Origin of the sequence: Leucobacter alluvii, assembly GCF_039530485.1 — a bacterium.
Classification (GTDB): domain Bacteria; phylum Actinomycetota; class Actinomycetes; order Actinomycetales; family Microbacteriaceae; genus Leucobacter; species Leucobacter alluvii.
The window spans coordinates 288,544-311,583 of sequence record NZ_BAAAOP010000012.1 but is presented as its reverse complement, the minus strand read 5'-3'; the positions used below and the strand labels follow the sequence as shown (position 1 = coordinate 311,583).

Annotated in this window: 16 protein-coding genes and 1 tRNA gene; 13 read left to right on the top strand and 4 right to left on the bottom strand. The window is 66.6% G+C overall.

The features are described from left to right. Nucleotides 1-67 precede the first annotated feature (67 nt). From secA to ABFX18_RS12685, 4 genes are all read left to right on the top strand, one after another. Nucleotides 68-2,809: a preprotein translocase subunit SecA gene (gene secA / locus ABFX18_RS12700; protein WP_200330029.1), complete on the top strand. Its 2,742-nt coding sequence runs from the start codon at nucleotides 68-70 to the stop codon at nucleotides 2,807-2,809. Nucleotides 2,810-2,871: 62 nt separating this feature from the next. Beyond that, nucleotides 2,872-3,846, top strand: coding sequence for a DsbA family protein (locus tag ABFX18_RS12695; RefSeq protein WP_346058505.1), 975 nt, complete (start codon nucleotides 2,872-2,874; stop codon nucleotides 3,844-3,846). Nucleotides 3,847-3,882: 36 nt separating this feature from the next. Then, nucleotides 3,883-3,958 (top strand) — tRNA-Thr (locus tag ABFX18_RS12690). Nucleotides 3,959-4,098: 140 nt separating this feature from the next. After that, nucleotides 4,099-5,040, top strand: a complete 942-nt coding sequence (locus ABFX18_RS12685) for a DMT family transporter (RefSeq protein WP_346058504.1) — start codon at nucleotides 4,099-4,101, stop codon at nucleotides 5,038-5,040. Here the strand turns inward: ABFX18_RS12685 and ABFX18_RS12680 are convergent. Together ABFX18_RS12680 and msrB are read right to left on the bottom strand one after the other, a co-directional pair. After that, on the bottom strand, nucleotides 5,037-5,594 hold the full coding sequence (locus ABFX18_RS12680) for a nitroreductase family protein (RefSeq protein WP_090146788.1): 558 nt from the start codon (nucleotides 5,592-5,594) through the stop codon (nucleotides 5,037-5,039). The genes ABFX18_RS12685 and ABFX18_RS12680 overlap by 4 nt on opposite strands. Continuing rightward, on the bottom strand, nucleotides 5,591-6,028 hold the full coding sequence (gene msrB / locus ABFX18_RS12675; RefSeq protein ID WP_200330023.1) for a peptide-methionine (R)-S-oxide reductase MsrB: 438 nt from the start codon (nucleotides 6,026-6,028) through the stop codon (nucleotides 5,591-5,593). The genes ABFX18_RS12680 and msrB overlap by 4 nt, the downstream gene beginning before the upstream one ends. A gap of 269 nt (nucleotides 6,029-6,297) precedes the next feature. Between msrB and ABFX18_RS12670 the strand changes: the two genes are divergently transcribed. The 9 genes from ABFX18_RS12670 to groL all read left to right on the top strand — a co-directional run bounded on the left by ABFX18_RS12670 (nucleotide 6,298) and on the right by groL (nucleotide 20,279). Next, nucleotides 6,298-8,901, top strand: a complete 2,604-nt coding sequence (locus ABFX18_RS12670) for an HtaA domain-containing protein (RefSeq protein ID WP_346058503.1) — start codon at nucleotides 6,298-6,300, stop codon at nucleotides 8,899-8,901. 185 nt (nucleotides 8,902-9,086) lie between these two features. Continuing rightward, on the top strand, nucleotides 9,087-10,376 hold the full coding sequence (locus ABFX18_RS12665) for an HtaA domain-containing protein (protein ID WP_346058502.1): 1,290 nt from the start codon (nucleotides 9,087-9,089) through the stop codon (nucleotides 10,374-10,376). Nucleotides 10,377-10,583: 207 nt separating this feature from the next. Next, the gene (locus ABFX18_RS12660; RefSeq protein ID WP_346058501.1) at nucleotides 10,584-13,451 is read left to right on the top strand and encodes an HtaA domain-containing protein; all 2,868 of its coding nucleotides are present in this window, start codon (nucleotides 10,584-10,586) and stop codon (nucleotides 13,449-13,451) included. A gap of 48 nt (nucleotides 13,452-13,499) precedes the next feature. Next, on the top strand, nucleotides 13,500-14,441 hold the full coding sequence (locus ABFX18_RS12655) for an HtaA domain-containing protein (protein ID WP_346058500.1): 942 nt from the start codon (nucleotides 13,500-13,502) through the stop codon (nucleotides 14,439-14,441). Continuing rightward, the gene (locus tag ABFX18_RS12650; RefSeq protein ID WP_346058685.1) at nucleotides 14,441-15,550 is read left to right on the top strand and encodes a heme/hemin ABC transporter substrate-binding protein; all 1,110 of its coding nucleotides are present in this window, start codon (nucleotides 14,441-14,443) and stop codon (nucleotides 15,548-15,550) included. The genes ABFX18_RS12655 and ABFX18_RS12650 overlap by 1 nt, the downstream gene beginning before the upstream one ends. 101 nt (nucleotides 15,551-15,651) lie before the next feature. Beyond that, a complete protein-coding gene (locus ABFX18_RS12645; RefSeq protein ID WP_428833679.1) occupies nucleotides 15,652-16,722 on the top strand; it encodes a FecCD family ABC transporter permease in 1,071 nt (356 codons plus the stop codon). Continuing rightward, on the top strand, nucleotides 16,719-17,531 hold the full coding sequence (locus tag ABFX18_RS12640; RefSeq protein WP_346058499.1) for a heme ABC transporter ATP-binding protein: 813 nt from the start codon (nucleotides 16,719-16,721) through the stop codon (nucleotides 17,529-17,531). The genes ABFX18_RS12645 and ABFX18_RS12640 overlap by 4 nt, the downstream gene beginning before the upstream one ends. 97 nt (nucleotides 17,532-17,628) lie before the next feature. Next, a complete protein-coding gene (locus ABFX18_RS12635; protein ID WP_200330011.1) occupies nucleotides 17,629-18,471 on the top strand; it encodes a LytR C-terminal domain-containing protein in 843 nt (280 codons plus the stop codon). A 185-nt stretch (nucleotides 18,472-18,656) separates the two neighbouring features. After that, nucleotides 18,657-20,279, top strand: coding sequence for a chaperonin GroEL (gene groL, locus ABFX18_RS12630; protein WP_090146809.1), 1,623 nt, complete (start codon nucleotides 18,657-18,659; stop codon nucleotides 20,277-20,279). 549 nt (nucleotides 20,280-20,828) lie between these two features. On the opposite strand, the gene ABFX18_RS12625 is transcribed toward groL, so the two are convergent. Together ABFX18_RS12625 and ABFX18_RS12620 are read right to left on the bottom strand one after the other, a co-directional pair. After that, nucleotides 20,829-22,325 carry a sensor histidine kinase gene (locus tag ABFX18_RS12625; RefSeq protein WP_346058498.1) on the bottom strand — a complete coding sequence of 499 codons (1,497 nt, stop codon included), beginning with the start codon at nucleotides 22,323-22,325 and terminating at the stop codon, nucleotides 20,829-20,831. Nucleotide 22,326: 1 nt separating this feature from the next. Beyond that, complete coding sequence (locus ABFX18_RS12620; RefSeq protein ID WP_010156155.1) at nucleotides 22,327-23,028, bottom strand: response regulator transcription factor; 702 nt, start codon at nucleotides 23,026-23,028, stop codon at nucleotides 22,327-22,329. Between the last annotated feature and the right edge of the window lie 12 nt (nucleotides 23,029-23,040).

Below are 23,040 nucleotides of genomic sequence, written 5' to 3'. Positions count from 1 at the left end.
ATGTGGCAACGGCGGTGATCCCGAATCATGGGAAACCACACCGCGCCGAACGTACAGGAGAGACAACGTGGCGACAGTTCTCGAGAAGCTTCTTCGCGTCGGCGAAGGGCGCATCCTGAAGAAGCTCGAGCGGCAGGCGAAGCTCGTGGCGAATCTGGAAGGCACCTTCGCGGAGTTGAGCGATGAGGAGCTGCGCGAGGAGACCACGGAGTTCCGCGAGCGGCTCGAAAAGGGCGAGACGCTCGACGACCTGCTCCCCGAAGCATTCGCGGCGGTGCGCGAAGCTGCGAAGCGCACCATCGGTCTGAATCCCTTCCCGGTGCAGATCATGGGTGGAGCGAATCTCCACCACGGCAACATCTCCGAGATGAAGACCGGCGAGGGCAAGACCCTGGTGGCGACGATGCCCGCCTACCTCAACGCCATCGCGGGCAAGGGCGTGCACATCGTCACCGTGAACGACTACCTCGCGACGTACCAGAGCGAACTCATGGGCCGCGTGTTCCGCGCGCTCGGGCTCACGACCGGGTGCATCGTCTCGGGCCAGGACCCGGCGACGCGTCGCGAGCAGTACAACGCCGACGTGACGTACGGCACGAACAACGAATTCGGGTTCGACTACCTGCGCGACAACATGGCATCGGCCTCCTCGGAGCGCGTGCAGCGCGGGCACTTCTTCGCCATCATCGACGAGGTCGACTCGATCCTCATCGACGAGGCGCGCACGCCGCTCATCATCTCCGGTCCCGCCTCGGGCGAGGCCAACCGCTGGTTCGCCGAGTTCGCCCGGATCGCGCGGAAGCTCGAGCCGGGCGTCGACTTCGAGGTCGACGAGAAGAAGCGCACGGTCGGTGTACTCGAACCCGGTATCGAGAAGGTCGAGGATCACCTCGGCATCACGAACCTCTACGAGTCCGTGAACACACCGCTGATCTCGTTCCTGAACAATGCGATCAAGGCGAGTGCGCTGTTCACCCGCGACAAGGACTACGTCGTGCTGAACGGCGAGGTGCTCATCGTCGACGAGCACACCGGGCGCATCCTGGCGGGGCGCCGGTACAACGAGGGCATGCATCAGGCCATCGAGGCCAAAGAAGGCGTTCAGGTCAAGGCCGAGAACCAGATGCTCGCCACGGTGACGCTGCAGAACTACTTCCGTCTGTACGAGAAGCTCTCCGGCATGACCGGTACCGCCGAAACCGAGGCGAGCGAATTCATGTCGACCTACGGCCTCGGCGTCGTGCCGATCCCGACCAACCGCTCGATGCAGCGCAAGGATCAACCGGACCTCGTCTACAAGAACGAGGAATCGAAGTTCGCGCAGGTCGTCGTCGATATCGCCGAGCGGTATGAGAAGGGCCAGCCGGTGCTCGTCGGCACGACGAGCGTCGAGAAGAGCGAGTACCTGTCGCGCCTCCTCGCGAAGGCCGGCGTGCGCCACGAGGTGCTGAACGCGAAGAACCACGCTCGCGAGGCCGCGATCATCGCCCAGGCGGGTCGCCTCGGGTCGGTGACCGTCGCCACGAACATGGCCGGTCGCGGCACCGACATCATGCTCGGCGGAAACGCCGAGTTCCTCGCAGTCCAGGAGATGGCGGCTCGCGGACTCTCCACCGAAGACGATCCCGATGCCTACGAGGCTGCGTGGGACGACGTGTTCGCAGCGGTCAAGGAGACCGTCAACGGCGAAGCCCAGAAGGTCATCGAGGTGGGAGGCCTGTACGTGCTCGGCACCGAGCGCCACGAGTCGCGCCGTATCGACAACCAGCTGCGCGGCCGCTCCGGCCGTCAGGGCGACCCGGGCGAGAGCCGCTTCTACCTCTCACTGGGCGACGATCTGATGCGGCTGTTCAACTCGGGCGCCGCTGCCGCGTTGATGAACCGCGACAGCTTCCCCGACGACCTCGCCATCGAGTCGAAGGTCGTCTCGCGCGCCATTCAGAGCGCTCAGAGTCAGGTCGAGCAGCGCAATGCGGAGATCCGCAAGAACGTGCTGAAATACGATGACGTGCTCGACCGCCAGCGCAAGGCGATCTACAGCGATCGTCAGCAGATCCTCGACGGCGAAGAGATCGAGCCGCGCATCGACACCTTCCGCCAGCAGACGATCGACGCGATCCTCGACTCGCACGGCCACGACGGCGACTGGGACTTCGACGCGCTCTTCAATGATCTGCGCCAGGTGTATCCGGTAGGACTCACGGTCGATGAGCTCGTCGCCGAGGCCGGAGGCGCCCGCCGCGTCGATCGCGCGTTCCTGCGCCGGGAGATCCTCTCCGACGCCGAGGTCGCGTACGCCAAGCGTGAAGAGACGCTCGGTGCGGAGGCCATGCGCGAGCTCGAACGCCGCGTCGTGCTCGCCACGATCGATCGCCGCTGGCGCGATCACCTCTACGAGATGGAATACCTCAAGGAGGGCATCGGACTGCGCGCGATGGCGCAGCGCGACCCGCTCGTGGAGTACCAGCGTGAAGGCTTCACCCTCTTCGAGGGCATGATGGGGCAGATCAAGGAGGAGTCCATGGGGCTGCTCTACAACCTCGAGGTCAAGGTTCGTCCGGCAGAGGGCCCGCAAGATCACGTCCATCTCGAAGGCGGTGGGCTCGAGGCCGAGCAGGCGACGGATCAGTCGAAGCTCAGCTACAGCGCACCCGACGAAGACGGGGCTCCCGCGGTCAGCGGAGCCGAGCCGCCGAAGAGCGCAGCAGGCAAGCCCGCCCAGCAGGGTCAGGCACGCGGCGCGTTCGGGCAGCAGTCCGGCAACGGGGCGACCAATCGCGCCGACCGCCGTTCCTCGAAGAACAAGTAAGGCGACCGTGCCTACCGATTTGACCCGTGATCCGCTCCGGCGGACCGACTGAGAGAACTTCCATGGCAAACGAGACGAGTCCACGTCCCACGAAGAATGAGCGGCGCGCCCAGGCGCGCGTCGAGGCCGCCGCTGCGCGCGAGCAGGAGAAGAAGCGCGAGAAGCGGAACCGCCTCTTCCTGCAGGGCGGCATCGCCGTCGGCGTGATCGCCGTGCTCGCGATCATCGCGCTCGTGCTGACGCAGTCGATCAAACCGGCAGGCCCCGGCCCCGAGAACATGGCGTCGGGCGGCGCCGTCTTCGGCAAGGATCTGAAGGTCGTCACCGGCCCCGCTCTGCAGCCCGGTGACGAACGCGTCGCTCCCGAGGCGAACTTCGATGAGCTCCCGGTCGAGGTCACGGTCTACTCCGACTACATGTGCCCCTTCTGCGGTCAGTTCGAGCAGCAGTACGGCACGATGCTCGAGAACTACGTCGGTGCGGGTGATGTCGAGCTCACGGTGTACCCGCTCAACTTCCTCGACAACGCATCGCTCGGCTCGAAGTACTCCACCCGAGCGGCGAACCTGTTCGCCTGCGTCGTCGACCAGCAGCCCGACCACGCCTTCAAGCTGAACAACGCGCTGCTCAGCGCCGAGGTCCAGCCGGCTGAGAGCACCACCGGCCTGACGGACGCCCAGCTCATCGAGCAGGCGGAAGCCGCCGGTGCTGAAGCGACGACGGAGCTGCGCCAGTGCGTGAAGGATCGCACCTTCGCGAGCTTCATCTCCGCGAACTACAAGCAGGTCAGCGAAGTGGGCATGCAGGGCCTCGCAAAGGGAGCCCAGCTGCTCGGCGCCGACGGCGTCACGCCCCAGAATGCTGACGAGCCGCAACGACTGGTCAGCACGCCGACCGTGATCGTCAACGGTCAGCAGTGGAGTCAGAGTCGCGACGGCGATCTCGAGTCGTACCTGTTGAAGGTGAAGGGCGAGCTCGAGCAGAACGGTTCGTCGGACGACGCATCGGCTGACGACGAGTCGGCCGACTCCGAGTAAGATAGTCGGGGCGGTCGAGCAATCGTCCGCCCCCATGCCGCCTTAGCTCATCTGGTAGAGCAGCGCCCTTGTAAAGCGCAGGTGGTCGGTTCGAGTCCGACAGGCGGCTCCATTCGCTTCGCTCACTGCGCCGCGAGTCGGTTTGCGAACCGACTCCGATGTCGCAGGCTCCATCGGCTCGCCGCACGCAACGCCGACGCGTTGCCGTGGTGTGCGGCGAGCGAGCCGGTCAGCCGGAGTAAGGTTGGGGGAGTGCCGCATTCCAAGTTCCCCATCTGGGCCGCCCTCCTCGGGTCGGGGCTCGCGGGCGTCCTCGTCGCCGTGCAATCGCGCATCAACGGCGGGTTGAGCCAAGAACTCGGCAACGGATACGTCACGGCTGCAGCGTCGTTCGGCTCCGGGCTCATCGTCATGTGCGTCGCGGTGCTCGCAACGCGTCGCGGCCGAACCGGCCTCACCCGGCTGCGCGGCGAGGTGCGCTCGGGCTCGCTCCCCGTGTGGACCCTCTTCGGCGGGGCCGGAGGCGCCTTCTTCGTGCTGGCGCAGGGGCTGATCGCCCCGACGATGGGACTCGCGCTGTTCACCGTTGGCATCGTCGCCGGCCAAGTGCTCGGCGGCCTGGTGCTGGATCGCGCCGGCTTGGGGCCGGGAGGCCGCATCGATCCGACGCTCATGCGGGTCGCCGGCACCGTGCTGGCGATCGTCGCGGTCGCTCTGTCCGTCGGGTTCAGCGGGGTGCACGGCGCATGGCTGATCGTGTTCCCGGTGATCATCGGGGTGTGCGTCTCAGCGCAATCCATGGTGAACGGGCTCGTGCGGGCGGCCGCTCAGAGCGCGGTCACCTCGACATTCGTGAACTTCGTCGTGGGCACGGCGATCCTCGCGATCATCGCGGCGGTGTCGGTAGCCATGAACGGATGGCCGACGAACTGGCCCTCAGCTCCCTACTTCTACCTGGGGGGCATCATCGGAACGCTGTTCATCGCCGTGGCGGCAATGCTCGTGCGCACTGCCGGGGTGCTGCTGCTCAGCATGTCGAACGTCGCGGGGCAACTGCTGGCCTCCGTCGCTTTCGAGGCGGGGGCGCCGCTCGCCGGAGGCCTGACGCAGGGCATGATCGCCGGGTCGGCTGTGGCGCTGCTCGCGGTCGTCGTCGCGGCGCTTCCCTCCCGGAGACGCGGGCTGCCGGACTAGCCCGGGCCGGAGAGGTGCCGCGATAGATCCAGAGGCTTGCGGGGCTTCTCACCGCGGTCGCGCTCGGGGATGCCGCCGACGAGGAGCCAGCCGAGCAGATACTCCGGCTTCTGCACGCCGAGTGCCTTGCGCACGGCCTTGCTGCGGGTGTGCGTGCCGCTCTTCCAGATGGATCCCCACCCGGACTCATGCAGGAGAAGTCCCAGGAAGTGCGTCACGCCGCTCGCCACAGCCTCCTGCTCCCACAACGGCACCTTGCTCGTGTTGCCGGGGCTGACCACGATGACGAGGACGAGCGGTGCTCGCGTCATCTTGGCGATGTGCTTGCCGCGATCCTCACCCGAAGCCTTCGCCAGACCTTTCGCGAGCTTCTTGCGGTCCTTGCCGCGCAGCTCGATGATGCGCCACGGCCGCATGCGGGAATGATCCGAGACGCTCGCCATGACGGCCACGTACTCCTCGAGCTCCTCGCGGCTGGGCGCCGCGTCGGTCACCTTCGAATGGGACCGACGACGTTTGAGCGCGCGGTACGCCGGGCCGCCGTGCGCGGTCATGCGTCAGAGGGGCGTGCGCCGGGTTCGAAGCTCAACGAGAGCGAGTTCATGCAGTAGCGGTCGCCGGTCGGAGTGCCGAAGCCGTCGGGGAACACGTGCCCGAGGTGCGACCCGCACTGGGCGCAGCGCACTTCGGTGCGCACCATGCCGAGACTCGTGTCGTCGAGGAGTTCGACGGCACCGGGCCGTACGCTCTCGTAGAAGCTCGGCCAGCCGCAGCCCGAGTCGAACTTCGTGCCAGCGATGAACAGCTCGTTGCCGCAGGCACGGCACCGGTACAGGCCGTCCCGTTCTTCGTCCAGCAGCTCCCCGGTACCCGCGCGCTCCGTTCCCTGGTTGCGCAGCACGGCGTACTCCTCCGGTGCGAGTCGTTCGCGCCATTCGCTCTCGCTGAGCTGGAACGGGTAGTCGGCCGAATCGATGGGCTTGCTCATGGCGACCTCCGGTGTCGTGGATTGGCTCGCCCAGTGTACGCCGGTGGCATGAGCAGCCGCAGGGTGCGGCGTTCGCCGGGCGCGAAGCCGCGTCGCGTACGTGTGCGGCACCTGGGAGCGCGCCGAATCAGAGGTGGGAGTTGCAAGGTCAGATGAAAATCGTCAGACTATTGCTGGTGCTGCAGGTTAGGGGAGCCTCAGTTCAGTCCGATGAGCGGGCTGCTGCTTGCGCGGCGGCCGAATCCGAAGAGAAAAGGAGTGCAATCTTCATGACTGCACAGATGAAGTGGCGGCGCCTGCTCGCCACGGCGACGACGGGGCTGCTCGTCGCCAGCGGCCTGGCGATTGCGCCTGCCGTGGCCAACGCGGCTCCAGGCGACGGCGAGGTTGCGAACGCAACGCTCGACTGGGGCGTGAAGACCTCCTTCCGCAACTACATCACCAGCCCGATCGCCAAGGGAAGCGTCACGAACCTGGGAGCCACCACCGGCTCGGGTCCGTACTCGTGGACCGGGGGAACGGGAACGGCGAATCTCGACGGCACCGGCGTCGACGTCGCCTTCGGCGAGAACGATGGCGTGCACTTCCAGGGGCACGCCGAGGGCGAAGAGTCCATTCTCGATCTCACCTTCACGCAGCCGCAGCTCAAGGTCACCTCGCCGACGACTGCGGAGCTGTACCTCGACGTCGATGGGCGCGAGTTCGTCGACACGACGACGCTCGGCGAGTTCTACTCGCTCGACGACGTCCATTTCGCCGATGTGACGCTCCCGGCTCCGACGGTCTCCGGATCCACCTACACGTGGACCAATGCCGCCGCCACGATGACCGCTGATGGCCTGGACGCCTTCGGCGGCTTCTACAACGCTTCGACGGCGGGCCTCGATCCGATCACGTTCTCGGCTCCGATCGCATCGGTTCCCGCCGCGGAGACCACGACGTCGATCGCCGCGAGCGCGGTCACCGCGACCGAAGGCGACAGCGTCGAGTTCACCGCAACGGTCGCTCCGGCAGAGGCCGCGGGTGCCGTGGTCTTCAGTAACCGCACCGCGAACGGAGCCGGCGAGATCTCGCCCGCGATTCCGGTTGAGAGCGGCGTGGCGAAGTTCACCACCGATGCCCTTCCGGCCGGCGCGAACCAGGTCGAGGCCAAGTTCACTCCGACGGATGCATCCGCATTCGCCGGTTCCACTTCGACGAGCACCACGGTCACCGTCGAGGAGCAGAAGGTGTGGACGCCGAAGATCGAGGTCTTCCTCGAAGACGGTGTGACTCCGGTGGGCGACACCCGAGTGTCTGCAGGCGATGAGATCGTGGTCAAGGGAGAGGGCTACGATCCGGAGGCGAACATCGGTGGCCGCGGCGTGCCGATCCCGAACACCCTGCCGCAGGGCACCTACGTCGTCTTCGGCGAGTTCGGTGAGAACTGGAAGCCCTCAGAGACTGCTGCCTCGACTCAGCGCCTGATCGCGACTCAGGGTTGGGCTCTGTCTGAAGCAACGCTCGACCAGGTTCCCGCGATGTACCAGGGCACGATCCGCGCGCAGTGGGTGCCGATCAACGCCGACGGTTCGTTCGAGTGGACGACGACGCTGCAGGATCGCGATGCGTCCAAGCCCGCACCCGAGAACGGCAGCTACGGTGTCTTCACCTACGCCGCAGGCGGCGTGAAGAACGCAGCGCAGGAGCAGGAAGCGCGCGTGAACTACGGCGCACCGGTCGTGGAGACTTCGACCGAGCTGAAGTCCGACGTCGCCAGCGTACGAGCCGGCGATGAGGTCACTCTCACCGCGAACGTGACCCCCGCGGACCAGGCAGGGTCCGTGCGGTTCTCGAACGGCTCGACCGCTCTGGGCGAGGCCGTTGAGGTCGCGAACGGCGTCGCAACGCTGCAGACCTCGGAGCTGCCGGTCGGGGCCAACGAGATCACCGCCGAGTTCGTTCCCGCGAACACGAGTGACGTCGTCGGCTCGAAGTCGGCAGCCGTCACGGTTACCGTCGCAGCGGTGCCCGCGATCTCGATCGACGGCGAGAAGCCGTCAGCTGCCCAGGTCCGCCAGGGCGAACCCATCGAGTTCGCAGCTGGCCCGTTCGCCGAGGGTAGCGAATTTGCGGTCTGGATCAACCCCGCCGGGCGGATGCAGTCCTTTGCAGCAGGTGACGCCGCCCCGGCAGCTGCAGAACCGCTGAAGGTCGGCGACGTGACCGTCGACGATTCTGGCTCGGCCGAAATCACGTGGGATGTTCCCGCTGACTTCGCAGCGGGAGACTACGTGGTTTCATTCGCGGGCACCAATGTCGAGGAGTACCTCGAGGCGGACTTCACCGTCTCGGAGTACACGATCTCGACGACCACGCTGACCTCGTCGGCCGGTGTCGGTGGGAGCCCGAACGGCGTGGAATTCGTTGCGACCATCGCACCTGAGACTGCGACCGGTGAAGTCACCTTCACCAACAACGGCGTCCCGTTCGCCACCGTTGCCGTGGCCAATGGCACCGCGACTGCCACGGCTGACCTCGCCGCAGGCGCGAACGAGATCGTGGCGACGTTCGTGTCGGGCGATGACACCGTCTCCGACTCGGTCTCGGACGCGCTCACGATCACCGTCACCGGTGGCGGAACCGGAGCCGGTGGTGGCGCTGCAGACGGCGGTGCCGATGGCACCGGAGCCGGCGGGAGCGGCGCGAACGGCAACGGCACTGGCGGCGGGACGGGCACTATCGGTTCCATCGCTTCGGCTCCCGCAGCCGGTGCACAGGGCCTCGCTTCAACTGGCGCCGCCGACTTCACCGGTCTTCTCGCCGGCGGCGCGCTTGCGCTGCTGCTCGGAGCCGCCCTGATGGTCGCTCGCCGACGGGCGACCTCGAACTAATACGGCCCGCATCACGAATGGCCTCTCTTCGCTGCTCGGCGGAGGGAGGCCATTCTGCGCTGTAAAGTCGAATAGTGCTCGGATGCTGCGCAGGCAGCCCGGCTTCGACCGACGAGGGCAGACGACTGAGACTTCGCGTCCGCGCCCTCGCGACACATCACCTGACACGAAGGTTGACGCCCGCCATGACTGTACGAAAGAGCGTGCGCCGACTGCTCGCCACCGCCACGGCAGCCTTGCTGGTGGCAAGCGGTGTCGCGCTGGCTCCGGCCGCGGCGACCGCGGCGCCCGGCACGGTCGCCAACGCGACGCTGAGCTGGGGCGTGAAGGAGTCGTTCCGCAATTACATCGGCAACAGTGTGTTCAAGGGGAGAACGAGCCTCCAGGGAACCACTGCGCAACCGCAGAGCGGAGGAGTGTTCACCTGGTCCGGCGGGGTGGGAACGGCTGACAACACGGCGGCCGTCGCCGATGTGGCATTCGGGGCAGGGAATGGCGTTCATTTCCAGTCGCACCCCATGACGGATTCGACTGGTGCGGAGACGTACGCGCTGGACCTGAAGTTCACGAACCCTCGCGTGACGGTAACCTCGGCGACCACAGGTGTGCTGCACCTCGACGTCGTCGGCCGGGAGTTCTCCGGAGTGACGACCGTCGGCGAGACGTATGAACTGGCCGATGTGAAGATGGCCACCCTGAAGCTTCCCGCCTCGAGTACCTCGGGTGGGGTGCGCACGTGGAACAATGCGCAAGCGACGCTCACCGAAGAGGGTTCGGCGGCGTTCGGCACGTTCTACGCCGCGGGGGATGTGCTGGATCCGGTGACCTTCTCTCTCCCGATCACCGTCCCGAAGCCGCCGGTCGACCCGAAGCCGCCGGTCGATCCGCAGCCGACCAAGGCGCCGTTCACCGACGTGAAGTCGGGCGACAAGTTCTTCAAGGAGATCACGTGGATGTACACGGAGGGTGTCTCGACGGGCGTCAAGCAGCCGAACGGCACCCGCACCTACGAGCCGAAGAGCAACGTGTCCAGAGAGGCCATGGCCGCGTTCCTCTTCCGCCAGTACAACACCAATCAGAACTACCGCGCCCCCGCGAAGTCGTACTTCTCCGATCTCAAGCCGGGCGACAAGTTCTACAAAGAGATCTCCTGGATGTACGCGCAGAAGATCTCGACGGGCGTGAAGCAGCCGAACGGCACGCGTGCCTATCAGCCGAAGGCCGGGATCACTCGAGAGGCCATGGCCGCATTCATGTATCGTCTCGACACCCGCTCGAAGCCGGCGACGCCGCGAACGTCCCCATTCGTCGACGTGAAGCCGACGGATAAGTTCTACAAAGAGATCGCCTGGATGTCGATCACAGGGCTCTCGACCGGCATCAAGCAGCCGTCGGGAAAGCCGGCGTACGCGTCGAAGAGCAATGTGACGCGAGAGGCGATGGCGGCGTTCCTCTACCGCGCAGATCGCCAGTAGTCGATGCGAAGCGCACTGGGCGGACTTCCTCGGGGAGGGCCGCCCGTTGCGTTTCGGCAGTGATTTCCTCGTCTGACTTGCAACATCTGATGATCCGGACCAGACTAGAAGTCGGAGAACTTAGGTAACCCTCACCTTGGGCAGACTTGCACTGCGTGACGAGGCTCAAGTACTTCAGATCGACGTCGTCTCACCAAAGGATTATTTGTGTCTGCTCGCGCGCGCATCGCCAGAACCAGCTCCCTCGGCATCGTCGGGATGCTTGTGGTCGGCGCTGTGTTCGGCGGCGCTTCGGCCGCGTATGCCGATGAGGCGGTCGCCGGGTCGATCAGTGCGATCGAGTCGGAGGAGTCAGCGCAGAGCGGCGACGAGACGAGTGGCGGATCCCAAGTCGCGGACGATGCGGATGACGTTTCGCCGGCACCTGAGGCTCCGTCGGCTCCGACGGAGGCACCCGCGCCCGAGGTGTCGGAGGATCAGGAAGTGCTGGTCGAGAGCGACCCGCAGGTGAGCGAAGCCGCAGCTGCCGCGCCGCAGCTTGGTGAGCAGGCCGTGGAAGCTGCGTCTGACGCCGTCGAGACCGGCGCGGGGAATGCGACGCTGTCCTGGGGTGTGCGCGAATCCTTCCGGAACTACATCACGGGGCCGATCGCGAAGGGCTCAATCGAACCGGTGGGTGGAACCACCGCACCCGCGCCCTACACATGGACCGGTGGAACCGGAACGGGCATCGCCCAGGCCGACGGCACCGACCTCGAAGTGACCTTCGGCGAGAACGATGGGGTGCACTTCCAAGGCCATGAGAGCGGCGAGGTGCACATTCTCGACCTGAGGATCACCGAGCCGAGAATCACCGTCACCTCGTCGAAGACCGCCGAACTGTATGTCGACGTCGATAGCCGCAAATTCGTCGACACCGTGACCGTCGGTGAAATGCAAACGTTCGACGACGTGCACTTCGCCGATATCCAGTTATCGAAGCCCGCGATCGAAGGCACGAGGTACACCTGGAAGAACGCGACCGCGGAGATGACGGCTGCCGGTCTCGAAGCGTTCGGCGGCTTCTACAGCGCGAACGACGCCGGTCTCGACCCCATCACGTTCTCCGCCGACATCACGGAGCAGCCGGAGCAACCGAGCCCGACCGCCACGACCACCTCCCTGACGGCCAAGTCGAATTCACCCTATGTCGGGGCGAATGTCGCGCTCACCGCAGCGGTCGGCCCCGCCGATGCCTCCGGGGCCGTGCAGTTCACGCAGAACGGCGAGAACCTCGGAGACGCGAAGCCTGTGAAGAATGGCGTCGCTGAGACGTCTGCCAAGCCGTCGAAGCCCGGGTCCTACTCGTATGGCGCGGTCTTCACGCCGAGTGACCCCGAATCGTTCCGGGCGTCGAAGTCGGCGCCCAAAACGGTGAAGCTCGAGCGCGAGGTGACGGGCACCGCCGGCACGCTGCAGTGGGGAGTGAAGGAGTCGTTCCGCGACTACGTTGTAGGCCCCATCGCCGGCGGCAAGATCAAGGCATCCGCTGGAGCGAGACAGGCCGAGAACAACGGCGTCTTCACCTTTCCGCAGTCGTCGACCCAGAACTGGAACGGAGCGTCTGGCTCGGTGCAGTACGCCGGAAAGGTGAATTTCTTCGGGCACCACGGGCAGATGAACGTCGATCTCCTCAACCCCACCATCGTGGTGAAGAACGCGACGAGCGCAGAGGTGCGCATCCCCTTCGACGGCACGACGCTCACGCTCGCGCACATCGATCTGACACAGATCAAGCCGCAGAAGCTCGAGGGGAACGCCGTCAAGTTCACGAAGGCGCCGACCACTCTCTCGAAGGCCGGCGCGGAGCGCTTCTTCGTGAACGGCACTGGTGCGGGGCCGACCGGCACCTTCTACGACGCGGGAACCAAGCTCGACGACATCACCTTCATCATCGGAGCGGATAGCGGCACGAAGCCCGCGGAGCCCACCGATCCCGCGAGCAAGCCGAAGCCCGCTGGCACGCCCGAGACCCCGGCTGCGCCGGCGCCGACCGACGGCGCCGCGGCCGGATCCCTCTCGTGGAGCGTGTCGAACGCGTTCGCCGCGTACACGACGTGCACCAACAAGGAGGCGTACGGATACGCGCACTGCGCGAAGGGGAGCATCGAGACGAACGGCGTCGGCGCCGGCTACCTCTTCCCGCAGGCGGCGAGCTCGAGTTGGGATCGAGCGAGCCAGACCGGCACGGTGAGCTACAGCGGTTCGGTCGCCTTCACGGGCTACGGCATGACCATGTACAACGTCTCCAACCCCTCGATCACCATCTCGGGCCCTGCGAGCGCGACGCTCAGCACCGGCAACTCGACGTCGTTCGGCTCCGGCACCTACCAGCTCGATCTCGCGAGCGGCAGCAAATCGGTCGGTGCAGGCGGAGAGGTCACCTGGAGCAATGTGCCGGTTCTGGGCACGCTGAGCAGCGGAGGCGCCGGGGGCAGCGGCAGCCAGTCGATCGGGCTCGATCCCCTCACCTTCACCGTGGGCGCAGAGTCCCAGGTCAGCTTCGGCGCCACCGCGGCCGGCAGCGAGAAGAAGCAGTACACCGCAGCCGATACGCCCCCGGCGACGACCGGTGTGACCGTGCTCACCGACGCCGAGAAACTCACACCGGGCGGGCGCATCGAGATCGAGGCGTCGGGCTTCGACCCCGACGACGAGGGCGTGCTGGTCGTGCTCTACTCCGATCCGATCGTGCTCGACGATGCCGCGACCGCTGACAAGAACGGCGTCGTGCGCTGGTCGGGCACGCTCCCGAAGGACGTGCGCGGCACGCACACCATCACCATCCAGGGCAGCACGAATGCCGGCGCCGTCATCGACATCGTCGAGCCGAAGAAGAAGAAGTCGGCGCGTTCGGCTGACGTCGAAACCGAGGCGCTCTCCGGCGCAGTCGCCGAGGATCGCGTCACCTCAGCGGCGATCATTCCTGCCGGCGGCATGGCACTCTGGGAGTGGTGGGCGAGTGCGGCCGGGCTCGCAGCGATCGCTGCCTGCATGACGCTCCTCACGATTCGCCAGCGCCGTGACTCGGCCTAGCGATCCTCCCATTCCCGTCCCACCCCACGATCTCCAGGAGGTTCATCAGTGAACGCCCGAATCCGCCGCTCCGGCGCACTGCTCGCAGGCGCTGCGATTATCGGCGGGCTGCTGCTCGCTCCCACTGCGGCGCAGGCGCAGCAACCGGTTCGCGCCGAAGGCGAAGCAGGCGTGTGCGAGATCACGGGCGGCGAGCTGTCGTGGGGCGTCAAAGAGAGCTTCCGCGCGTACATCAGCGGCAGCATTGCGAACGGATCGTGGGAGGCGAGCGACGGTGCGACGTACGAGACGCCCCAGTTCGCGTGGGGCGGTGCGACCGGCAGCATCGACACGGGGACGGGCGAGGGAAGCGTCTCATTCACGGGAACCGTGCATTTCACCGGCCATGACGGGGTGCTCGATCTGACCATCGCGAACCCGACCCTCGAATTCGAGGGCGACGGCAAAGCGGCTCTGCTGCTCGACGCGCGGAGCACCGACATGGAGGGCGAGGTCGCGATCGACACCCAGCAGGAGTGGGTCGGCGACGTGATCGTGCCGGATCAGCTGCCCGTCTCCGACGACGCGCTCGTCGCTGACGCGCTCTCGACGACACTCACGAACACGGGCGCCAAAGCGTTCGCGGGCTTCTACGAAGCGGGCGCAGAGCTCGATCCGGTCGATCTCGACCTGCAGTTCGCCAGCTGCGCAGATGCCGGTGCGGCCGGCGCCGGCGCGGCTCCCTCCGATTCGGATGGGGCCTCGGAGGAGATCCTCCCCGCCCCCGACGCCGCCGAGACTGCCGCGCCCGCGGCGTCGCCCGCTGCGATCCCGTGGCTCCCGATCATCATCGGAGGCATCGCGATCCTGGTGATCGGAGTGACCGGAGGCATGCTGCTCGCAGGGCGCAAGGGCAAGGCGGCGACGACGCCGACCCCGGATCCCGCGCAGCCGTCCGAGCCGGCATCCGACGCGGGAGCTGACCATCGTCCTTCCGGGGAGACTCGGTGATGCGCCACCGCGTCGCCGCCGGCTTCGCGGCCCTCCTCGCAGGTTCTCTGCTGCTCGCCGGCTGTGCTGCTCCGTCGGATTCGACCGGCACTGATGCGCCCGCCGCGGTGTCGACGACACCGCTCGCCGAGCTCGCGACCCTCGAAGATCCCAAGGCCTACGTCGGCCCGTCGACGGCGGTGCTGCAGCACTCCACCATCGAGCCCGTGGCTGAGAATCCGGTGCAGTCGCTGCCGGCGACCGTACCCTCGTTCGCGACCGACGGCTCCAGCACGGATGTCACGGTCGAACGGGCCGACAAGGTGGTGGCGGCCGATCTCGGCGGCAACATCTCCGTGACGATCGCAGGGCTCGGATTCGCCGACAGCCTCGTCGGCGTCGACCAGTCGACCACGCTCGAGAGTCTGGCCGACCTTCCTCGCGTCACGAGCGGGGGGCACACGGTGAACGCCGAGGCGATCATCGACCTGCATCCGGACGTCGTGGTGACCGACGGGTCTGTGGGTCCGCGAGACGTCATCGAGCAATTGCAGGATGTCGGCATCCAGGTCGTCTTCGTCGAGAACGACCCGTCGTTCGAGGGAGCCGAGGAGCTCGCCCGTCAAGTCGCCGCGATCTACGGCAGCCCCGAAGCGGGCGAGCAGCTGGCCGAGCGCATCGCGAGCGAAGTCGAGGCGAAGATCGCGGAGATCGCGGAGATCGCACCCGGCACCCCCGCCGACAAGCTGCGCATCGCATTCGTGTACCTTCGCGGATCGGCGGGCGTCTACTACCTCTTCGGCAAGGAATCAGGGGCCGATCAGCTCATCGAGGCGATCGGCGGGGTCGACGTCGCCACCGACATGGGCTGGGACGGCATGAAACCGATGACCGACGAGGCGCTCGTAAAAGCGAACCCAGACCTCATTCTCGTCATGTCGCACGGCATCGAGTCGGTCGGCGGCGTCGACGGGCTGCTCGAGGAGAAGCCCGCGATCGCCGTGACCACCGCCGGCGAGCACCGCCGCTTCGTCGACATGGAGGACGGCACGGTGCTCTCGTTCGGCCCGCGATCCGCCGAGATTCTCGACGCGCTCGCGCGCGCCATCTACGCGCCGGAAGGTCAGTAGCTGCCGCGCTCCGGCGCGGCGAACGCCGATACAATAGGTGATCGTGCCGGCCCCGGGGCCCCGGGTCGCAGCGGTACTCACCAGCGCAGAGAAAGCATCACGTGACGAACGCCACACCGAGTACCCTCGGCCGCCGCAGTGCAGGCCGCGGTGCCATCGTCATCACCGCTGCCGTGATCCTGGTGATCGTCGGCATCATCCTCTCGGCAGGGCTCGGTCAGCTCTCGATCGGGCCGACAGAGGTCGTCGGGTCCGTGCTGCGACGGATCGGCATCGCCAACTCCTGGGCTCCCACCGACGAGCTGCTGGACCGCACGCTGTGGCAGATCCGCTTCCCGCGCGTCATGATGTCCTTGCTCGTCGGCGCCGCACTGGCGGTCGCCGGCGCCGTCATGCAGGCGATCTTCGGCAACCCGCTCGCCGAGCCCGGTGTGGTCGGCGTCTCGTCAGGTGCGGCGCTCGGCGCATCGGCGTCGATCACGCTCGGCATCACCGCGTTCGGCGGGTGGACGATCGCGATCTTCGCCTTCCTCGGCGGCCTCGCAGCGACGTTCATCGTGTACCTGACGGCACGCGCGCAGGGTCGCACCGAGATCGTCACGCTGCTGCTCACCGGCGTTGCCATCAACGCGTTCGCCGGTGCAGGCCTCGCGCTGTTCACCTTCATCGGAGACACCGCCAGTCGCGAGCAGATCGTCTTCTGGCAGCTCGGCTCGCTCAACGGATCCCGGTGGAACGAAGTCGGTATCGTGGCGGTCGTCGCCGCGGTCGCCGCCTGCATCGCGATCCTGTTCGCCCAGAAATACGATCTCCTGTCGCTCGGGGACCGCACTGCAGCGCACCTCGGGGTGCGCGTCGAGCGACTGCGCATCGTGTCGATCGTGCTCGTCGCGCTGCTGACCGGCGTCGGCGTGGCCTTCGTCGGCGTCATCTCGTTCGTCGGCCTCGTCGTGCCCCACCTCATGCGCATGATCCTCGGTCCCGCGCACCGCCTGCTGCTCATCTGCTCACTGCTGGGCGGAGCCGTGCTGCTGATCTACGCCGATCTCCTGGCACGCACACTGGTCGACGGCGCGGATCTGCCCATCGGCATGCTGACATCGCTCGTCGGCGGGCCGTTCTTCTTCTGGCTCATCCGTCGCAACCGTCGTCGCTCGGGAGGCTGGGCATGAATGTCGAGGAGCCCGCCGTCTCGCAGCAAGCCGGCGCAGTCGCCCAGCAGGTGGACGGCGTGAGCTATCACGTCGGTTCCGTCCCGATCTTGACCGACGTCACGATGGCGGTGCGATACGGCGAAGTGCTCGCCCTCGTCGGCCCGAACGGTGCCGGGAAGTCGACCCTGCTCAGCGTGCTCTCTGGCGACATCGTTCCGTCGAGCGGTTCGGTCGCTCTCGACGGGCGGGGTCTCGGAAGCTGGCCGGCCCGCGACCTCGCACGTGCCCGCGCGGTACTGCTGCAGGCCAATCAGGTCGCGTTCTCGTTCACCGCTCAGCAGGTGATCGACATGGGGCGCGCACCCTGGATCGGGACACCGGACGCAGACGATGACGAACGAGCCATTCGCGATGCGACGACCGCGGCCGACGTCGGGCATCTGATCCAGCGCGGATTTCCGCATCTCTCCGGCGGTGAGAAAGCGCGAGTCTCTCTGGCGCGCGTGCTCGCCCAGGAGACACGGATCGTGCTCCTGGATGAGCCGACCGCAGCCCTCGACCTGAAGCACCAGGAGGCAGTGCTGCAGATCGCACGGGGGCTCGCCGAACGCGGCAGAGCCGTCATCGTCGTGCTGCACGATCTGTCGCTCGCCGGGGCGTACGCCGACGAAGTCGCCATCCTCGCCAATGGCGCGCTCGTCGCCCGCGGCGCCCCGGGGGAGGTGCTCACCGAAGCCCGCATCGCCGAGGTGTACGGGGCCCCCGTGCGCGTACTGCAGGATCCCGACACCGGGAGACCGATCGTCATTCCGCGACGAGAACGCTGATCCTGTCACCGTTCTGGCAGGTCTGCCACGGTAGTGTGGCAGAATCTCGCAGTGCGCAAGTTCTGCTGCATATCGGCGACATCTGAAGGGGTACCGCGTGGCGCGACCGACCGAAGCAGGGACGAAAAGTCCCTCGGCCCGTCAGTCATACCCCGAGGACCGATTCGACCGCGTGCATCACACGGGTCGGATCGGAGCGCACCGCGTCACCGCGCGCCCACGATACGTCTGGCAGTACCTGATCGCCGGTCTGCTCGGGTTCGCCCTGCTCACGACCGCCGGGATCCTCGCCGTGCAGAGCATCGGCGCCACCGGCAAGCTGCCGCTCGCCTCCTCCGGGGACTCCTCCGGTTCAGCGGCGCCGACCGTCAAGGCGGAGCTCGATCCCGAGGCGACGATCGCGATCCTCAATGGAACCCCGACGGAGAATCTCGCGGCGGCGCTCGACGCGATCGTCACGACCGAGCAGTGGGGCAAGATTCAGTTCTCGGGGAGCGCGGAGACGACCGATGTCGCGATCTCCGCCGTGTTCTACTCGAACCCCGACGATGCCGCCGCCGCCGCCGGCCTCGCCGAGAAGCTGGGCGGCGTCTCGACGTACACGTCGACCGAGTACGAATCGTACGGAGTGCGTCTGGTCGTGCTTCTGGGCGCGGACTACAAGGGACCAGGCCTCGAAGAGGCCGCCGAGATCACCGACGGCTCCGCCGACAACGCGACCGATGCCGATGCCGATGCCGACGGTGCACCGGAACCCGAGACGAATCCCGAGACGGGTCTGCAGATCAACCCGACGACGGGCCTCGACATCGACCCGGCGACCGGATGGGACATCGACCCGACGACGGGCTTCCCGATCGATCCGGCGACCGGTCTGCCCACCGACCCGGCGACGATCCCGCCGAGCGACCCCGCAGTGGGCGGCTCGATCTCGGGCTGACCTGCGGGGCGGGGACCATTCCCGCGTTGTTCGCTGCGCGCGAGCAGACACGCTTGCACTCGCCCGGTCAGAGTGCCAAAATGAGTGTTAGCAGTCGATCCGACTGAGTGCTAAACATTCGTGCGACGGCGCTATGCGTCGGCACGATGCTCACCACATCGAAACACCTCCGGAGGGGCAAATACATGGCAAAGATCATTGCGTTTAACGAGGAAGCGCGTCGTGGACTCGAGCGGGGTCTCAACACGCTCGCTGACGCTGTGAAGGTGACGCTCGGCCCCCGCGGCCGCAACGTCGTGCTGGAGAAGAAGTGGGGCGCCCCCACGATCACCAACGACGGCGTCTCCATCGCCAAGGAGATCGAACTCGACGATCCCTACGAGCGCATCGGCGCCGAGCTCGTCAAGGAGGTCGCGAAGAAGACCGACGACGTCGCAGGCGACGGCACGACGACCGCGACCGTGCTCGCACAGGCACTCGTGCGCGAGGGTCTGCGCAACGTCTCGGCCGGCAGCGATCCGATCGCGATCAAGAAGGGCATCGAGAAGGCCGTCGCGGCAGTGTCGGCCAAGCTCCTCGAGAACGCTCAGGAGATCGAGACCACCGACCAGATCGCGGCTACCGCATCGATCTCGGCAGCTGACGAGCAGATCGGTCAGCTCATCGCCGAGGCCATCGACAAGGTGGGCAAGGAAGGCGTCGTCACCGTCGAGGAGTCGAACACCTTCGGCACCGAGCTGGAACTCACCGAGGGCATGCGCTTCGACAAGGGCTACCTGTCTGCGTACTTCGTCACCGACACCGATCGCCAGGAAGCCGTGTTCGAGGATCCCTACATCCTCATCGTGAACAGCAAGGTCTCGAACATCAAGGACCTGCTCCCCGTCGTCGATCCGGTGATCCAGTCGGGCAAGCAGCTGCTCATCCTCGCCGAGGACGTCGAGGGCGAAGCTCTCGCAACCCTCGTGCTCAACAAGATCCGCGGCATCTTCAAGTCGGCGGCCGTCAAGGCTCCGGGCTTCGGCGATCGCCGTAAGGCGATGCTGCAGGACATCGCGATCCTCACCGGCGGCCAGGTCATCTCGGAAGAGGTCGGCCTCAAGCTCGAGAACGCGACCCTCGACATGCTGGGCACCGCTCGCAAGGTCATCATCACCAAGGACGAGACCACCATCGTCCAGGGCGGCGGCGACGACGAAGCCATTCAGGGTCGCGTCACGCAGATCCGTCGCGAGATCGAGAACACCGACAGCGACTACGATCGCGAGAAGCTGCAGGAGCGCCTCGCGAAGCTCGCGGGCGGCGTCGCCGTCATCAAGGCGGGCGCTGCGACCGAGGTCGAGCTCAAGGAGCGCAAGCACCGCATCGAAGACGCAGTGCGCAACGCGAAGGCTGCAGTCGACGAGGGCGTGCTCCCCGGCGGTGGCGTCGCGCTCATCCAGGCCGGCAAGGACGTCTTCGAGGGCCTCGAGCTCTCGGGTGACGAGGCTGTCGGCGCGAAGATCGTGCAGACCGCTATCGAGGCGCCGCTGCGTCAGATCGCGCTCAACGCAGGTCTCGAGCCGGGTGTTGTGGCGGATCGCGTCGCGAACCTGCCGATCGGTCACGGCCTGAACGCCGCAACCGGCGAGTACGGCGACCTGGTGGCCCAGGGCATCCTGGACCCGGCGAAGGTCACCCGCTCGGCACTGCAGAACGCAGCGTCGATCGCAGGGCTCTTCCTCACCACCGAGGCCGTCGTCGCCGACAAGCCGGAGCCGGCATCCGCCGCTCCCGCCGGCGATCCGACCGGTGGCATGGACTTCTAAGTCCTCAGCCTCCAACAGAGATACCCGAACAGGGGTCGCGTCTTCGGACGCGGCCCCTGTTCGCGTTTCGCGGGGGTCCGGTGCGGCCCCTGTTCGTGCTTTCCCCGCGAGTCCGGTACCGCGAGTCCTGCAGGGGACCCGGTCACCGGCGGACGCATCTTGAAATCGCGCACTGCGCCACACGGAATCCACTGCGCGAGCGCAACAGAGATGTTGGGTGCGGCGATCGCTGCGCCACGGTGTCGGCACCGCGCAGTGCGTCATTCGCTCACAGGTGCTGTGGCTCTCGGTCATTTCGCCGTATTGCTCACAGACGCGCTCCTCGAACGGGAGACCGATGCAGACAGCGACCACGATGGAGCTATGAGCATACGGACCGAACGTCGTCGCGCCGGCGGTCCTGGGCAGAGCGGAGCCGGTACGGAGGATACGCTCCGCACCACTCGGGATCCATTGCTGGACGCGCGGCTGCTCGAGGCGCACGGCCGTAAGAGGCGGGCGACCGCAGCAGCACGTGGAAGCACCCGCGGCTGCGAGCGCGGAAGCGGGTCAGGTGAGACGCGGTACCGGGACCGTGTCGTCGGAGGCCTCCGCGCTTGGCAGATCGACCCGGAAGGTCGCCCCGCCGCCGGGCGTCTCATGCACGCTGACCGTGCCGCCGTGGGCGTCGACAATGGACTTCACGATGGCGAGGCCCAGGCCGGAACCGCCGGTCTCACGATTGCGGGAGGTGTCCGCGCGCCAGAAGCGGCCGAAGATCTTGTCCCTGATCTGCTCAGGAACGCCCTCGCCGTGGTCGACGATCTCGAAACGCGTGAACGTCTTCGCACCGGGCGCAGGTTCGGGGCTGGAGACGACGAGCTCGATCGGGCCGCCGTCCGGTGTGTGCCGCATGGCATTGCCGAGCAGGTTGGTCATGAGCTGCCGCACCTTGTGCTCGTCACCGATGACCGCGGGCTCCGCGGGATCCGTGATCACGGCGACCTCGCGGTCAGGCGCTTGTGCCCGCGCATCGAGCGCCGCGTCGGTGGCGAGCTTGTTGAGCGGAAGCGTCGCAAGCGCGAGCGGCCGCCGTTCATCGAGGCGGGCGAGCGCCAGCAGATCCTCGACGAGCGAGGTCATGCGGATCGCCTCTTTCTCGATGCGCTCCATCGCCTGGGCGACGTTCTCCTCCTCCTGCAACGCACCCATCCGATAGAGCTCGGCGTACCCGCGCACCGAGACGAGCGGGGTGCGGAGTTCGTGGCTCGCATCCCCGATGAACCGGCGCATGCGCTCGATCGTGCGCGCCTGGTCTTCCAGTGACCCGTCGAGACGATCGAGCATGATGTTCAGCGACTGGCCCAGGTGCCCCACCTCGGTATGGGGACTCGAGATCATGATGCGCTTGGAATAATCGCCGCGTGCGATCTCGAGCGCCGTGCGCTCGACCTCCGCGAGTGGAAGGAAGGTGGCAGTGACGAGCAGCCGGGTGAGTGCGGCGCCGAGCAGGATGACGGCGATGCCGAACCCGGTGAAGATGATGATGTACTGCGCAACCGTCTGAGTCACCGGTGCCGTGGAAGAGGCGATGAGCAGCGTGCCTGCGGGCTGTCCCTTCTCGTTGATCGGCATGACGATCGCGTTCCATTTGACGCCGTCGGCAGCCCGCAAGCTAATCAAGGCGTCCTGATAGCGGGTCGTCACATCATCGAGTGTGATGCCTTCCACCTCAGGCAGCGATTTGGGGTCTTGGTCACGAGTATTGTCGCGCGTCACCGTGCCGTTGGCATTCAACAGCGCGACGTAGTACCCGCTCGGAGCCTGCGTGATGTCTTCCGACGTCAGTCCATTGAAGTTGGCGTAGGGACGCAGGGCCGGCGCGGGATTGTCGCGGAGGCGTTCGAGCGCCTGCGTCTGATTCGCAGTGAGCATGGGGTGGAGCACGGCGAGGGTGCCGACGCCCGCCACGATGAGCCCGAGGAACAGGATGAAGACCGTGACGCCGGTGATCTTCGCCCGCAGCGAGACGTCGGCCCAACGCTCCGACCAGTTGGGCCGAGCCACGCTACTTGACTTCGGTCTTCAGCATGTACCCGAAGCCGCGCTTCGTCTGGATCAGCGACTCTTCGGTCAGCGGATCGAGCTTGCGCCGCAGGTACGAGATGTAGGACTCGACGATGCCGGCGTCGCCGTTGAAGTCGTACTCCCAGACGTGGTCGAGGATCTGAGCCTTCGAGAGCACTCGGTTCGCGTTCTGCATGAGGTAGCGGAGCAGCTTGAACTCGGTGGGGGAGAGCTCGACCGACGCGCCCTGCACGGTCACTTCGTGCGTGTCCTGATCCATCGTGATGGGGCCGACGCTGAGCACCGAATCCTCGTCTTCCTGGATCGTGCGGCGCAGCACGGCCTTGATGCGGGCGATGATCTCGTCGAGGCTGAACGGCTTCGTGACGTAGTCGTCGCCGCCGACCGTGAGGCCTTCGACCTTGTCCTCCGTGTCATCCTTCGCGGTGAGGAAGATGATCGGGGCGGTGTAGCCCGCGGATCGCAGGCGCTTGGTCACGCTGAAGCCGTTCATGTCGGGCAGCATCACGTCGAGCACGATGAGGTCGGGTTCCTCCTCGAGCACCGCTGAGATCGTCTGCGCGCCGTTGCCGACCGCGCGAACGCCGAACCCGGCGAAGCGGAGGCTCGTGCTGAGCAGCTCGCGGATGCTGGGCTCGTCATCGACGATGAGAATCCGGGGTCCTTTTGGCTGAGTGTTCATGCACCCAGTCTC